Origin of the sequence: Azospirillum brasilense (assembly GCF_008365405.1) — a bacterium.
Classification (GTDB): Bacteria; Pseudomonadota; Alphaproteobacteria; order Azospirillales; family Azospirillaceae; genus Azospirillum; species Azospirillum brasilense_D.
Window position 1 is genome coordinate 802,034 of sequence record NZ_QOKV01000001.1, and the last position, 13,737, is coordinate 815,770.

The window sequence follows — 13,737 nt, forward strand, 5'->3', positions numbered from 1 at the left end:
TCCTTGCCCAGCTTCGAACAGTTGCAGCCGGGACGCTCCGGCCGCCTTCTGGTCGGCGGCGCCCCCGCCGGTCATGACGCCCGCGTCCTCGCCGACCTCGCCAAGCGGGCGGGGAGTGCCGGACTTCTCCACGTCGCGCTCGACGACACCCGCGCCGCCCAGCTGGCGGAGGCGCTGGCCTTCTTCGCGCCGTCGCTGGAGGTGCAGGTCTTCCCGGCCTGGGACTGCCTGCCCTACGACCGGGTGTCGCCCAACGGCGGCATCGTGGCGAAGCGCATCGACACGCTGACCCGCCTGCTGGCGCGCAAGGCGGACGCGGCGCCGCTGGTCGTGCTGACCACCGTCAACGCCATGGTGCAGAAGGTGCCGCCCCGCGCCGCCTTCCGCGACGCGGTGTTCTCGGCGAAGCTGCGCGACCGGATCGATTTGGAGAAGCTGCAGCGCTATCTGGCCGGCAACGGCTACACCCGCGCCCAGACGGTGCGCGAACCGGGCGAGTTCGCCGTCCGCGGCGGCATCGTCGACCTGTTCCCGCCGGGCACCGACGAGCCGCTGCGCCTCGACCTGTTCGGCGACGAGCTGGAGGCCGTGCGCAGCTTCGACCCGATGTCGCAGCGCACCACCGACAAGCGCGACGGCATCGACCTGAAGCCGATGTCCGAGGTCTTCCTGGACGAGGCCGGCATCGCCCGCTTCCGCTCCGGCTACCGCGAGCTGTTCGGCGCCGTCACCGACGACGATCCGCTCTACGAAGCGATCAGCGCCGGGCGCAAGTACGGCGGCATGGAGCATTGGCTGCCGCTGTTCCACGAGACGATGGAATCGCTGCTGGCCTACATGCCCAAGGCCATCCTGTCGCTGGACCATCAGGCGACGGAGTCGCGCGATTCGCGAATCGCGCAGGTGGTGGACTTCCACGGCTCCCGCGAGAGCATGATCGTCATCGAGAAGCGGACGGGCTCGCCGGTCTACAAGCCGGTGCCGGTCGGCATGATGTTCCTCGACGCGCAGGCCTGGGACGACCTGTTCGCCGCCCACGCCGTGGCGCAGCTCCAGCCCTTCGGCACGCCGCCGGGCATCAAGGGCACGCTGGACGCCGGCGGGCGCCGCGGCCACGACTTCGCCGAGGAGCGGGCGCGGCCCGACGTGAACGTCTTCGAGGCGGTGAAGGACCACATCCGTGCCCTGCGCGCCGACGGGCGGCGCGTGCTGGTGGCCGGCTATTCCGCGGGGTCGCGCGACCGGCTGATGACGGTGCTGGGCGACCACGGCATTCCGGGGCTGGAGCCGGCGGAGAGCATCGAGGACGTCCGCCGCTTTGACCGCCACGTCATCGGCATGATCGTGCTGGGGATGGAGCACGGCTTCACCTCCGCCGACATGGCCGTCATCACCGAGCAGGACATCCTCGGCGACCGCCTCGTCCGCCCGGCGGCGAAGAAGAAGCGCAAGGCCGCCAACTTCATCGCCGAATACACGGCGCTGGCCTCCGGCGATCTCGTGGTGCACATGGACCACGGCATCGGGCGCTACGACGGGCTGGAGACGCTGGAGGTGTCCGGCGCCCCCCACGACTGCCTGCGGCTGATCTACGAGGGGGGCGACAAGCTCTACGTCCCCGTCGAGAACATCGAGGTGCTGACCCGCTACGGGTCGGAGGACGCGCACGCGCAGCTCGACAAGCTGGGCGGGGCCGGCTGGCAGGGCCGCAAGGCCCGCGTCAAGAAGCGCCTGAAGGACATGGCCGAGGCGCTGCTGAAGATCGCCGCCGAGCGCATGCTGAAGAAGGCCGACCCGGTCTACACGCCGGAGGGCGTCTATCAGGAATTCGCCGCCCGCTTCCCCTACCCGGAGACGGACGACCAGTTGAAGGTCATCGAGGAGGTCTTCACCGACCTTGGTTCGGGCCGCCCGATGGACCGGCTGGTCTGCGGCGATGTCGGCTTCGGCAAGACGGAGGTGGCGCTGCGCGCCGCCTTCCTCGTCGCCATGAGCGGCCAGCAGGTTGCCGTGGTGGTGCCGACCACGCTGCTGGCGCGGCAGCACTTCAAGACCTTCACGACGCGGTTTGCGGGTTTGCCGCTGCGCGTCGTCCAGCTGTCGCGCATGGTGACGCCCAAGGAGCAGACCAAGGTCAAGCAGGAGCTGACGGAGGGCACCGCCGACATCGTGATCGGCACCCACGCGCTGCTCGGCAAGGGCGTTCAGTTCAAGCAGCTCGGCATGGTCATCGTCGACGAGGAGCAGCATTTCGGCGTGAAGCAGAAGGAGCGGCTGAAGGAGCTGCGCGCCGACGTGCACGTCCTGACGCTGACCGCCACGCCGATCCCGCGCACGCTCCAGATGGCACTAAGCGGCGTGCGCGAGCTGTCGCTGATCGCCACCCCGCCGGTGGACCGTCTGGCGGTACGCACCTTCGTGCTGCCCTACGACCCGGTGGTGGTGCGCGAGGCGATCCTGCGCGAGCATTACCGGGGCGGCCAGACCTTCTACGTCTGCCCACGCGTGGAGGACCTGCCCAAGGTCGCCGAGCGGGTGCGGGAACTGGTCCCCGAGGTCAAGATCGTCACCGCCCACGGCCAGATGCCGGCCAGCGAGCTGGAGGAGGTGATGACCGCCTTCGACGAGGGCAAGTTCGAGGTGCTGCTCGCCACCAACATTATCGAGAGCGGCATCGACATCCCCAACGCCAACACGCTGATCGTGCACCGGGCGGACATGTTCGGTCTGGCCCAGCTCTACCAGATCCGCGGGCGCGTCGGCCGGTCGAAGGTGCGCGGCTACGCCTACCTGACCTACGCGCCGAACAAGCCGCTGACCGGCACGGCGCAGCAGCGGCTGCACGTCATCGAGACGCTGGACAGCCTGGGCGCCGGTTTCCAGCTGGCCAGCCACGACATGGACATCCGCGGCGCCGGCAATCTGCTGGGCGAGGAGCAGTCGGGCCACGTCAAGGAGGTCGGCGTCGAGCTGTACCAGCACATGCTGGAGGAGGCCGTCGCCAACGCCCGCGCCGGCATGGACGGGCAGGTTCCGAGCGGCGCGGAGGACCAGCCCTGGACCCCGCAGATCAACCTGGGCACCCCGGTCCTGATCCCGGAGGAGTATGTCCCCGACCTGACGGTGCGCCTGTCGCTCTACCGCCGCATCGCCGATCTGGTGGACCGGGCGGAGATCGACGGCTTCGCGGCGGAGCTGATCGACCGCTTCGGCAAGCTGCCGGGCGAGGTGGAAAACCTGCTCGACGTCGTCACCATCAAGCAGCTCTGCCGGCAGGCGGGGGTGGAGCGGGTGGACGCCGGGCCGAAGGGCGCCGTGTTGACCTTCCGCAACAACAGCTACGCCGAGCCGGCCAAGCTGCTGACCTACATCAGCCAGCAGATCAGCCTGATGAAGCTGCGGCCCGACCACAAGCTGGTCTACACCCGCGAATGGACCGACGAGGCCCAGCGGGTGCGCGGCGTCAACCGGTTGATGAGCGATCTCGCCCAGATGGCCGGCGGCGGGGCTGTGCCGAAGGGCGAGGCGCCTCCGCCTCCGCCGCCCCCGCCTCCGCCGCGTCCCAGCGCGCTGAAGGCCGGGTCCAAGTTCGGCCGGAACATCCCCTCGCGTCCCTTCGGGCGGCGCTGAGGCGATGAGCAAGGATAGCGGTCCGAGAGACATCGGGCCCAAGGACAAGGGCTTGGCTAAGGCCCTGGCGCTTGGCGGCGATCGGCGGGCCTTCGGCAACATTCCCACGGTGGCGGAGGCGGTGGCCGCCGACCCCGCCCGGCTGCCGGAACTGGTGGCCTGCCTGTTCGACGGCGACGCCGGGGTGCGGATGCGCGCCGCCGACGCCTTGGACCGGGTGTCGCGCGGCGACGCCCGCCCGCTGGACGCCTTCGCCGACCGGCTGCTGACCGAGGGGGCGGCGATCGAGCAGGCCGAGGTGCGCTGGCATCTGGCGGCGATCCTGCCGCGCCTGACCCTGACCGGGGAGCAGCGCGAGCGGGTGGTGGCGCTTCTGGAGGGCTGGTTCGAGAACCGGGCCAGCCGGATCGTGCAGAGCGCCGCGCTTCAGGCCATGGTCGATCTGGCGGCGGACGATCCGGAGCTTCGCCCGGTCGCGGCGGACATGCTGGGCCGGGCCATGCGCTCGCGCATTCCGTCGCTGGCCGCGAGGGCCAAGCGCATCCTGAAGCCGTTCGAGGTGGACCGAGCCACGCTGGACGCCGCCCTGCTGCCGGAGACCAAGCCGCTGACCCTGTCGGTGCTGCCCGACCGGCTGGCGGTGGCGCGGCTGGCGCCGGGGGACGGGATGCCGATGTGGCTCGACTGGACCGACCCGCTGGTCAGCGCCACCCGCACGGGGGAGGAGCTGTCGATCCTCTGCCGCGAATCCCGCGTGCCGGACGGGGTGACGGCGGAACGTGGCTGGCGCGCCTTCAAGGTGGAGGGGCCGCTGGACTTCTCCCTGTTCGGCGTGCTGGCGCGCATCGCCGTGCCGCTGGCCCAGGCGCGGGTGCCGATCTTCGCCATGTCCACCTACGACACCGATTACGTGCTGGTGCGTGACGAGGACGTGGAGCGCGCGGCCGACGCGCTGAAGCGCGTCTGCACCGTCGTGGCGCCCTCCTGACCGTTACGCCTGCGGGGCCTTCTCCGCTTCGACGGCGGCGAGCACGCCCATCTCCTCCAACTGGGTGACGGCGCCGGTCAGGCTGGTGGCGACACGGTCGGCGGTGGTCTGGGATATGGCGTGCTCCGGAGCGTCGGCTTCGGGGTGGGCGCTCCACAGGCAGAGCAGGATCGGCACGTTCGGGCCGAAATGCAGGCGCAGGCGGCGCACCAGCCGGCGGGCGTGGGAGAGGGCGGACGGGTTCAGATAGGACAGCACCACCGCCGACACGCCGGTCGGGGCCAGGGCGGCGATGGCGCGGACGGACACCTTTTCGCAGGGGATCACGTCGGCGCGCAGCCCGCGCGGGCGCAACAGGTGGCCGAGCAGCGCCGCCGCCGCCTCGTCCAGGTCGTTGCGGGCGCCGATACACAGGACCAGCGGCGTGTCCTCCGCCGCGGGCGGGGAGGTTTCCATCATCTCGTCCAGCAGGGCCACCATGCCCTCGGCTACCGCCTGCCGTCCCTCGGGGTTCAGGCGGTTGCGCTGGCGGTCCTGCTCGGCCAGCGACAGGGTGGGGATCAGCAGGCCGTGTCCGGCCTCGACCAGCCCGCCTTTGCTCATCCTTTCCTCGGCGATCTCCATGGCCTCGATGGGGTCGCGGGCGAGCAGGCGCTGGTACAGCTTGGCCTCGTCGGGCAGGACCGGGCGGTCGCCCAGCATCACCTCCAGGAAATGAAGCTGCGGCACGTGCCGTCCCAGCACGACGAGGCAGACGGTCAGTGGAGTCGCCAGCAGCAGGCCGACCGGCCCCCAAAGCGTGGTCCAGAACACCGCCGCGACGATGATCGCCAGCGAGGACAGACCGGTGGCCGAGCCGTAGAGCCAGGGCTCCACCACATTGTTGGAGAACAGCTCCACCGCCACGAACAGGGCGATGCAGAGCAGCGGCAGGGTCCATCCTGCATCGACCGCGAAGGACAGCAGGATCGGGAAGGCCGCGGCGATCGCCGGTCCCAGGAAGGGAATGAAGCGCAGCACCGTCGCCAGCATGCCCCACAGCAGCGGGTTCGGCACGCCGAGCAGCCACAGCCCGATCCCGATGGGCAGACCATAGGTGACGTTGACCACGCACTGCATCAGCAGATAGCGGCTGACCCGCTCGCCCGCGTCATTCATGGCCTCCGTCGTGCGGCTGAGGTCGCCGGACCCGGCCAGCCGGATCAGCCGGTCGCGCAGATCCTCCCGTTGCAGCAGCATGAAGATGGTGAAGACCAGCACCATGCCGGCCGTGGCGACCGGCGCCATCGCCGGCCCCAGCACGTCGCTGATGATGGTCAGCGCGTCGGAGCCGTCCTGCTCGATCCGCACCGGCACCGGTTCCCGTGCGACGCCGGGGGCGGGCAGGGCGCTGGCGGGAGCCGTGGCGGCGGGCGGGGTTTCCCCGGTCACCTGCTCCAGCCCCTGCTTCAGATCGCGGAAGGCTTCGGTCGCCTGCTGGACCACCCCGCCGCTGCCCGCCGACGACGCGCTGGAGCGCAGCGAATCCAGCTTGGCGTGGACGTTGCGCTGGTAGCTGGGCAGGTTGTCGGCGAGATCGGCGATCTGTCCGCCGACCACCGTGCCGAAACCGGCGATGCCCGCGAAGACCAGAACCACCACGGCCAGCACCGACGGCACCCGGCCCAGACGCAGCCGCTCCAGCCGGCTGACGATGGGCGCCAGGACGAAGGTCAGCAGCACCGCCAGCGCGATGGGGACCAGGATGTCGCTTCCCAGATACAGGGTCGCCACCACCAGCGCGATGACCAGCAGCGTCGTCTGGGTGGAGGCGGGCGGGGCGGCCTTCGGCACCGGGATGGGGCGGGCCTGCAACCGGCGGGCGGTGTCTTCGGCCATGATCTGCGGAGCCTCGGGGGAGAGTTGAGAGAGTGCAGAACACGGCCGGACGCGGCGCGTTCCGGTGCGTCGGACGCGATCGCCGCAAGACACCGTGACGATTGCGGTCGACGGCCTGTTTAAACCCGCGTGGTTATCTCGTCAGAAGGAGGGGGCTATGCGTAAGGTTGCTGTTCCGGTCCTGTCGGCGGTGGCGCTTCTGGCCCTGGCGGGCTGCGCCGAGACGTCGAGCTGGTTTGGTGGGGGAAGCGAGCAGGCGTCCCGCCCGATGTCCGAGCAGTCGCTCCAGACCGCCTCGCGGATCGAGCCGCAGGCCATGCTGGGCAAGTCCGTCGTCGCCTATGATGGGCAGAAGGTGGGGCAGGTCGAGGACGTTCTGTTCAACCGCAGCAACCGTCCGAGCCAGCTTGTGGTCTCCACCGGCGGCATCATGGGAATCGGCGGACGCAACGTGGCGCTGGACATCGACAACGTCCGCTACAACCAGCAGCAGGACACCATCGTGGCGACCCAGCTGACCAAGGACCAGTTCGCCAACCTGCCCGAGTTCCAGTATGGCGGGAACATGATCTCGCTCAGCCGCCAGAAGACCACGTATTAATCGGCATCAGTCCTCCGGCTTGCCGGAGCGCAGACGCTTGATGTCGGACCTCTGACCCTTGGCCTCCAAACGGCGCTTCTTGGAGCCAAGGGTCGGCTTGGTCGGACGGCGGCTTTTCGGCACCACCGTCGCGTCGCGGATCAGGTCGATCAACCGCTCCCGCACATCCTCGCGGTTGCGCAGCTGGCTGCGGTAGGTGTCGCCGACGATGATCAGCACCCCCGCCGCCGTCATGCGCGAGCCGGCCAGCCGGACCAACCGGGCCTTCACGTCGTCCGGGATGTTGGGCGAGGCCGCCACGTCGAAGCGCAGTTGCACCGCACTGTCCGTCTTGTTGACGTGCTGGCCGCCGGGACCGGAGGCGCGGATGAAGCTCTCCTGAAGCTCGCTCTCGTCCAGGCTGATGCGCGGGGTGACCCGGATCATCAGTCGGCCGCCGCCGTCACGCCCTCCTGCTCCTCGACCCCGAGGTCGAGAAGCGGGAGGAAGCTGGCGGGCTCCTGCGCGCCGGACAGCGCGTAACGCCGGTTGAAGATGTAGCAGGGTACCGCCTGAAGGCCGAGTTGGCGCGCCGTGGCGTCGGCGTTGAAGACGGCGGTGGTTTCGGCATCGCCGGTCAGCAGAGTTTTGATGTCCGCGAAATCGAAGCCCAGGCCGGCGGCGGTGGCGGCCAGCGTGTCGCGGTCGCCGATGTCTAGCCCGTCCACGAAATAGGCATGGAACAGCGCATCAGCCATGCGGTCGCCCAGCCCGTGGCGGGCGGCGATGCGGATCAGCCGATGCCCGTCGAAGCTGTTGGGCGTGCGCCGGACGCGGTCCAGCCGCAGCGGCAGGCCGTCGCGTTCCGCCGTTTCCTCGACCACCAGATGGATCTGCCGCGCCCGCTCCGTGCCGCCGAACTTGGCCGCCAGATAGGCGCTGCGCTCCATGCCGCCCGGCGCCATGTCCGGGTTGAGCTGGAACGGCTGCCAACGCAGCTCCACCTGCACGCGGGGCCGGTCGGCCAGCGCGCGGGCAAGCCGCCGCTTTCCGATGTAGCACCAGGGGCAGATCAGGTCGGCGTAGGTTTCGATCAGCATAGGCCCACTATCCCCCATTCACGCCCCACCGCGCAACCGCCCTGCCCGTGGGACGACCCGCCGCGTTTGGGCGGCCGTTTTTGCAACTCTTTGTTAACCCTTGCCGCCGGAGAGTCGCTGAGTTTCGCGGATGAGGGTCCGCGGCGGTCGGAGGCGTGTGGCGATGGCGAATTCCTATGTGGACGGCAAGGTGCGCGACGCGCTGGTGGCGGCCAAGGGGAGCCGGGCGACCGCGCAGAAGCTGCTGATGGCCTGGGCGGCCGAGGACCCGCAGCTTCTGCTGGGCATCTCGCAGCCCTTCCTGAAGGCCATCGCCGCCGCGGCGATCGAGCGAGGCGTCCGCCCGTCGGCGCCCAGCCGTCCGGCACCCTCGGCACCGGGCCGGTCACGTGGTTCCGCGGATTCGGCGCTGAGCAAGGAGGCGCTGGCCGACGTGCTGAGCCGCCTCGGCCGCGATCCCGGGGACGACGACGCACCGCCGACGCGCGGCCGCGCCGGCTCACCCGCTCCGGTCAAGTCCGCCACCATGGTGGTTCCCGCCGGCAAGGGCGGGCAGGGCGGCGTCACTCATGAGAAGGCGATGATGACCCTCGCCAAGGCCTTCGTGGCGAAGAAGATGCGCTGAGGAACGGCGCGGGGGCTTACTCCGCCGGGCTTATTGCTCCGCCGCGGTCATCATCCGTTCGATCCAGCCCGGCTGCCGCGGTTCCGGGCGGATGTCCGGCGGGGGGCTTGCCAAGGCGGTGTGGCCGTTGCGGTGCGGGTCGGGAATGTGGTGGCAGTCGACGTCGGCCAGCGTCTTGTAGCAATAGACACGGGAGCGGTCGACGTAGACCTTCTCCGGGCAATAATGCCCGGTTTCCGAGAAGGACACGGACGAACAGTCGCGCCCGGTCGCTGCGGACACCACATGATCGCCGAGCGTCTTCTTGGTGCTGGTGACGGAGGCGAGGTCGGCGCCGAGGCTGGCGACCATCATCGGCCCGCTGCAGGCGCCCAGAGGAAGGGCCGCCAGCGCCAGCACCGCGATTGACTGAGCGAGCCTCATCACCCCTTGCACCCCGTCCCGTGTTCGAGTCCGATTCCAGGCAAACCTGATTAAAAAGCCATGAATCAGCGCAGCAGCGTGCAGATTCGCGATCGGCACTGCACCAGCACGAAGGTGTCCTTGTCCTCCGTGCAGCCCACCTTGAACACGGTCTGGCCAGAACGGCCGGTGACGTAGCTCATCACCTCCACCTTGGCGGGCGTGCAGTTGCCCAGCGACTTGGCGGCCTCCTTCGCCTCGGCCTGTCCGGCGGAGACGTTGGCGGCCTAGACCGTCGGCGTTGCCGACAGGCACAGCGCGAGGGCGCCGAAGGCAGCGAGGCGGGGAGCGGTGACGCGCATGGCCGGATCGGTGGTCTGGTGGGTGCTGAAGGAGTTTATGGCACGGGCGTCGCGAATTCGGCTGTGCAAAAGTGGTAATCGCGGCCTCACGCGCTTATTGCGGGCTCGGTGTGCCGGTGGGACAGGAAGAAGCGCAGCATTTCCCGCGCGGCGTCCGGCCCCTGCGGGTCGGTGTAGGTGCCGTCCGGGCTGCCGCCGGACCAGGCGTGGCCGCTGCCGTGGACGATCCACTGCTCGAACAGCGTCGCTCCATCGCGGTCCTTGTGCATGGTGCGCGTGAAGCCGCGCCCGCCGGGTGCCTGTCCGTCCTCGGTCTGCGCGGTCAGCCCCTCCGCGTTGGTGGTGGCCTGGGCCATCACATGATCGCCGTTGCGCGGATGCACGACCTTGTCCGCGTCGCCGTGGAAAACGATGGCCGGAACCACCGGAGCCCCCGCCGCCGGACGCTGACCGGGCGAGGAGCCGGCCTTCATCGCCAGCAGGGCGGAGGGCACGCCGCTGGCCGAGCCGTAGGGCAGGCCGGAATGGACGCCCACCGCGGCGAACAGGTCTGGGTGGGTGGTCGCCAGGACCATCGCGGCGGACCCGCCCGCTGAAATCCCGGCGACGTAGACGCGCTGCGGGTCGGCCCCTCGCTCCGCCAGGACCTGCCGGGCGGCTCCGGCGATCAGCGCCGGTTCGCCGCGCTCGCGGCGCTGGTGGACGGGGTTGAACCAGTTCCAGCACTTCTTGTCGTTCGCCGCGGGGGTCTGCTCCGGATAGAGGACGAGACAACTGGCCTCTTCGGCCAGCCGGTTCATGCGGGTTCCGGCGGCGAAGTCCTCCGGCGACTGGGTGCAGCCGTGCAGCATGACCAGCAGCGGGCGCGGTCCCGTCGCCGTACCCATCGGCACGAACAGGCGGTAGGCGAGCGAGCCGGCCTCGCCGGTGAAGACCCCGGAGTCCATCGGCTCCGTCACGGGTACGGGCTTCGGCGGGGGCGGCGGGACGGGCGCGCCGCGGCGGAACAGCTTTCCGGTCAGGCGGCGGAGGAAGGCTGCGGCGCGGGCCAGGGCCGGGCGGGGCCGGGTGGTGTCGGTCACGATCGGCGGCTCCGGGATCGTTCGGAAAGGAAGGCGGCGGATGGTAAGGGACGGAGGTGGCGCAGGACAACCGCCATGGCGGTTTGCGCCGGGCCGCCAACTGCGCTAACCATCCGGTTCCGCAAGCGCCCACCCCGCAAGCCTCCAGGTGATCCGCCCATCATGAGCACCGACATCACCCTGGTCCTGGGCGGCGCCCGCTCCGGCAAGAGCCGCTATGCCGAGGGGCTGGTGGCCGCATCGCCCGGCCCGCGGGTCTACATCGCCACCGCCCAGATCTGGGACGCTGAGATGGCCGACCGCGTCGCCCGCCACAAGGAGGACCGCGGCCCCGGCTGGACGACGGTGGAGGAGCCGCTCGACCTGCCCGGCGCGCTGCGCCGCCACGCCGGCACCGGGACGGGCGTGCTGGTCGATTGCATGACGCTGTGGCTGTCCAACCTGATGATGGCCGACGCCGACGTTCCCGCCCGCACCGCCGACCTGCTGGCCGCTCTGGCCGGTGTGGAAGGGCGGGTGGTGCTGGTTTCCAACGAGGTGGGGCTGGGCATCGTGCCGGACAACGCACTGGCCCGCCGCTTCCGCGATCATGCGGGGCGGCTGCATCAGGACATCGCCGCCGTGGCCCAGAGGGTGGCCTTCGTCGCCGCCGGGCTGCCGCTGCTGCTGAAGGGAGAAAAACCATGACCGAAGACGCCGACCGGAACGACGCCGACCAGAACGAACGCCACGCCGAGAAGATGAAGCGGCGCAAGGCGCTGCACGACCGGGTGATGGCCAGCAAGACGCAGGAGAAGGGCCTGCTGATGGTCAACACCGGCAACGGCAAGGGCAAGTCCACCGCCGCCTTCGGCCTGATCCTGCGCGCCGCCGGGCACGGCATGAGGGTCGGCGTCGTGCAGTTCGTAAAGGGCGCCTGGTCCACCGGCGAGACGGTGGCGCTGGAGCGCTTCGATGACCTCGTGGACTTTTACACGATGGGCGAAGGCTTCACCTGGGAGACCCAGGACCGCGAGCGCGACATCGCCGCCGCCAAGGCCGCCTGGGCCAAGGCGCAGGAGCTGATGGCCGACCCCCAGTACAGCCTCGTCGTGCTCGACGAGCTGAACATCGTCCTGCGCATGGGCTATCTGCCGGTGGAGGAGGTGCTGCCGGTGCTGACCGGGCGGCGCGAGGGGCTGCATGTGCTGGTCACTGGCCGCACTGCCAAGCCGGAGCTGATCGAGGCCGCCGACCTCGTGACCGAGATGACCCTGGTCAAGCACCCCTTCCAGGCGGGCATCAAGGCCCAGCCGGGCGTCGAGTTCTGAGCCATGGCCGCAGCGAAGACGCCCTCGCGCGCGATCATGCTTCAGGGCACCGGCTCCGATGTCGGCAAGTCGCTGCTGGTGGCCGGGCTGTGCCGGGCGCTGCTGCGCCGGGGCCTGACCGTACGGCCCTTCAAGCCGCAGAACATGTCCAACAATGCCGCGGTCACCGCCGACGGCGGCGAGATCGGGCGCGCCCAGGCGTTGCAGGCGCGGGCCTGCGGGGTGGCGCCGTCCGTCCACATGAACCCGGTGCTGCTGAAGCCGCAGTCGGACGTCGGCTCCCAGGTGGTGGTGCGCGGCGTCGTGGCGGGCACGGCGCGGGCCGGCGACTACCAGTCGCGCAAGGGGCAGCTCCTCCCCACCGTGCTCGACAGCTTCGCGCGGCTGAAGGCCGAGGCCGACGTGGTGGTGGTCGAGGGGGCGGGCAGCCCGGCCGAGGTCAACCTGCGGGCCGGCGACATCGCCAACATGGGCTTCGCCACCGCGGCGGGCGTGCCGGTGGTGCTGGTCGGCGACATCGACCGCGGCGGGGTGATCGCCAGCCTCGTCGGCACCCACGCCCTGATTCCGCCGGAGGAGCGGGCGCTGGTGGCGGGCTTCCTCATCAACAAGTTCCGCGGCGACGTGCGGCTGTTCGACAGCGGCTTGTCGGTCATCGCCGAGCGCACGGGCTGGCCGAGCTTCGGCGTCGTGCCCTGGCTGGCCGACGCCGCCCTGCTGCCGGCGGAGGACGCGGTGGCGCTGGACACCTGGACGACCCGTTCCGGGGGGCGGCTGCGCGTCGCCGTGCCGATGCTGTCGCGCATCGCCAACTTCGACGATGTCGACCCCCTGGCCCAGGAACCCGACGTGGCCCTGTCCATGGTGCCGCGCGGCCAGCCGCTGCCGGGCGACGCCGATCTGGTCATCCTGCCGGGCAGCAAGGCGACCATCGCCGATCTGGCGGTGCTGCGCGCCCAGGGCTGGGACATTGACTTGGCGGCGCACCGCAGGCGCGGCGGGCGGGTGCTGGGCATCTGTGGCGGCTACCAGATGCTCGGCCGCCGCATCGCCGACCCGGACGGCATCGAGGGGCCTCCGGGCGAGGCCGAGGGGCTGGGGCTGCTGGATGTCGAGACCGTCCTGAAGGGGCCGAAAGTGCTGGAGGAGGCGACCGGTACGGACTCCGCCACGGGGGCCGCGGTCGCCGGCTACGAGATGCACATGGGCCGGACGGAGGGGCCGGACCGCGCCCGCCCGATGCTGACCCTGGCCAGCGGGCGGACGGATGGCGCGGTGTCCGCAGACGGGCGGGTGATGGGCTGCTACCTGCACGGCCTGTTCGGGGCGGACGCATTCCGCGCCGCCTTCCTGACGGGGCTGGGCGGCGAGGCGTCCGGCCAGTCCTACGCGGCGACGGTCGAAGAGGCGCTCGATCGCATCGCCGCCCGGCTGGGGGAACATGTGGACATCGACGCCCTGCTGGCCGCGGCGCGGTGACCGGCGGCTCCAGCGCTTCATGAAACCGATTTCATGATCCCGCAACGCTGGGGTCAGGCGGGACGCGCTAGAACTGCAGTCATTGACGACGTTGATTACTGGCGAGTCATCCACCGGCGGTTCCCGCCGCCGGCCACACACGATCCGGAATGTTCCCGCATACCCTCGGATCGTTTCTTGCGGCGGTGTGCATCGGGTTTTTGCCTTGGATCGGCGTCCCCCGCCCAGGCTTCCCCCCAACCCTTGCACACCGCCGTCTTCTTTTCCCCTCCCGGCCTTTTTCGGAAACCGCCGCACTTGA

Annotated in this window: 12 protein-coding genes; 7 read left to right on the plus strand and 5 right to left on the minus strand. The window is 70.3% G+C overall.

From position 1 onward, the window contains the following. Positions 1 to 3: 3 nt before the first annotated feature. The gene (mfd, locus tag DS837_RS03830; protein WP_149163486.1) at positions 4 to 3,630 is read left to right on the plus strand and encodes a transcription-repair coupling factor; all 3,627 of its coding nucleotides are present in this window, start codon (positions 4 to 6) and stop codon (positions 3,628 to 3,630) included. Between the two features lie 52 nt (positions 3,631 to 3,682). Continuing rightward, positions 3,683 to 4,618: an ACT domain-containing protein gene (locus tag DS837_RS32335; RefSeq protein WP_247889747.1), complete on the plus strand. Its 936-nt coding sequence runs from the start codon at positions 3,683 to 3,685 to the stop codon at positions 4,616 to 4,618. Between the two features lie 3 nt (positions 4,619 to 4,621). Here DS837_RS32335 and DS837_RS03840 read toward each other — a convergent pair whose 3' ends face one another. Then, positions 4,622 to 6,496, minus strand: a complete 1,875-nt coding sequence (locus DS837_RS03840) for an AI-2E family transporter (protein WP_149163488.1) — start codon at positions 6,494 to 6,496, stop codon at positions 4,622 to 4,624. A 157-nt stretch (positions 6,497 to 6,653) separates the two neighbouring features. Here DS837_RS03840 and DS837_RS03845 point away from each other — a divergent pair, with 157 nt between their 5' ends. Further along, positions 6,654 to 7,097, plus strand: a complete 444-nt coding sequence (locus DS837_RS03845; RefSeq protein ID WP_149163489.1) for a PRC-barrel domain-containing protein — start codon at positions 6,654 to 6,656, stop codon at positions 7,095 to 7,097. 6 nt (positions 7,098 to 7,103) lie between these two features. Here DS837_RS03845 and arfB read toward each other — a convergent pair whose 3' ends face one another. Together arfB and DS837_RS03855 are read right to left on the minus strand one after the other, a co-directional pair. Next, positions 7,104 to 7,523, minus strand: coding sequence for an alternative ribosome rescue aminoacyl-tRNA hydrolase ArfB (gene arfB / locus DS837_RS03850; RefSeq protein WP_014240675.1), 420 nt, complete (start codon positions 7,521 to 7,523; stop codon positions 7,104 to 7,106). Then, positions 7,523 to 8,176, minus strand: coding sequence for a DsbA family oxidoreductase (locus DS837_RS03855; protein WP_149163490.1), 654 nt, complete (start codon positions 8,174 to 8,176; stop codon positions 7,523 to 7,525). Before DS837_RS03855 ends, arfB begins: the two co-directional genes overlap by 1 nt. A 163-nt stretch (positions 8,177 to 8,339) precedes the next feature. On the opposite strand from DS837_RS03855, the gene DS837_RS03860 reads away from it, so the two are divergent. Next, on the plus strand, positions 8,340 to 8,801 hold the full coding sequence (locus DS837_RS03860; RefSeq protein WP_149163491.1) for a hypothetical protein: 462 nt from the start codon (positions 8,340 to 8,342) through the stop codon (positions 8,799 to 8,801). Between the two features lie 30 nt (positions 8,802 to 8,831). Here DS837_RS03860 and DS837_RS03865 read toward each other — a convergent pair whose 3' ends face one another. Beyond that, positions 8,832 to 9,224, minus strand: a complete 393-nt coding sequence (locus DS837_RS03865) for a hypothetical protein (protein ID WP_149163492.1) — start codon at positions 9,222 to 9,224, stop codon at positions 8,832 to 8,834. A 427-nt stretch (positions 9,225 to 9,651) separates the two neighbouring features. Next, positions 9,652 to 10,647, minus strand: coding sequence for an extracellular catalytic domain type 1 short-chain-length polyhydroxyalkanoate depolymerase (locus tag DS837_RS03875; RefSeq protein ID WP_247889748.1), 996 nt, complete (start codon positions 10,645 to 10,647; stop codon positions 9,652 to 9,654). Between the two features lie 162 nt (positions 10,648 to 10,809). Between DS837_RS03875 and cobU the strand changes: the two genes are divergently transcribed. Genes cobU through DS837_RS03890 form a run of 3 tightly spaced genes read left to right on the plus strand, consistent with a single transcriptional unit; the run spans position 10,810 to position 13,436 of the window. Then, positions 10,810 to 11,334, plus strand: a complete 525-nt coding sequence (cobU, locus tag DS837_RS03880; RefSeq protein WP_149163493.1) for a bifunctional adenosylcobinamide kinase/adenosylcobinamide-phosphate guanylyltransferase — start codon at positions 10,810 to 10,812, stop codon at positions 11,332 to 11,334. Continuing rightward, positions 11,331 to 11,957: a cob(I)yrinic acid a,c-diamide adenosyltransferase gene (gene cobO, locus DS837_RS03885; protein WP_149163494.1), complete on the plus strand. Its 627-nt coding sequence runs from the start codon at positions 11,331 to 11,333 to the stop codon at positions 11,955 to 11,957. The genes cobU and cobO overlap by 4 nt, the downstream gene beginning before the upstream one ends. A 3-nt stretch (positions 11,958 to 11,960) precedes the next feature. Next, a complete protein-coding gene (locus DS837_RS03890; RefSeq protein ID WP_149163495.1) occupies positions 11,961 to 13,436 on the plus strand; it encodes a cobyric acid synthase in 1,476 nt (491 codons plus the stop codon). The last annotated feature ends 301 nt before the right edge of the window (positions 13,437 to 13,737 follow it).